The organism is Streptomyces cellostaticus, from assembly GCF_001513965.1.
In the GTDB taxonomy this organism is placed as follows: Bacteria; Actinomycetota; Actinomycetes; order Streptomycetales; family Streptomycetaceae; genus Streptomyces; species Streptomyces cellostaticus.
In genome coordinates this window covers 1-784 of sequence record NZ_KQ948123.1, presented here as the reverse complement: position 1 = coordinate 784, position 784 = coordinate 1, and the positions used below count along the sequence as shown (strand labels likewise).

The following is a 784-nucleotide window of genomic DNA, read 5'->3' as shown; positions in this document are numbered from 1 at the left end:
GGTGGCGTGCAGTTGCAGGTCCGTGTCAGCGACGGTGATGACGGTCCGCGGACGGTGACGGTCTCTTCTCGTGAGGGGGAGGGCGAATGGGTTCGGCACGCGGTCGGCGTGCTGGCTCCTGCTGGCAGTGAGCCCGTTCCGGCTCCGCTGGCTGTTTGGCCTCCGGCGGGTGCGGAGTCGGTTCCGGTCGACGATGCCTACGAGAGGTTTGCCCAGCGCGGTTACGGCTATGGGCCGGCGTTCCAGGGGCTGCGTCGGGTCTGGCAGGCCGGGGACACCGTGTACGCCGAGGCCGAGCTGCCTCAGGTCATTGATTCCGATGTTGCCGGGTTCGGCCTGCACCCCGCTCTGCTCGACGCCGCTCTGCACGGTCTCCTGGCTGCTGGTACCAGCGATGGCAGTGGGGGGACGGGGCTGCCGTTCGCGTGGTCGGGGGTGCGGCTGCTGGCCGGCGGTGCCCGCCATCTGCGAGTGGTCTTGGCCCGCGGGTCGGGCGGCGTCTCGGTGACGGCGTTTGACGGTGTCGGTCAGCCGGTGTTGGAGGCGCGGTCGCTGGCGCTGCGTGAGGCTTCGGCCGGTCAGCTCAGCGGCTCTGGTCGGCAGGTGCGGCAGTCGCTGTTCACGGTGGACTGGGTCCCGCTGACGACGCCTCAGGCCTCTGATGCCGCGGTGCAGTGGGTGCGGCACGGTCAGTCGGTTGAGTCTGAGGTGCCTCCGGTGGTTGTTGCGGCGGTGCCGACTGCCGCCCCCGGAGCTTCGGCGCCGCAGGCGGCTCAGCTGGCTG

At 70.9% G+C, this 784-nt stretch carries 1 protein-coding gene; it reads left to right on the top strand.

All coding sequences use genetic code 11. The features are described 5' to 3' along the window. A partial coding sequence (locus tag AQI88_RS42345; RefSeq protein ID WP_208616109.1) for a polyketide synthase dehydratase domain-containing protein occupies positions 1-784 on the top strand: 784 nt, incomplete at both ends.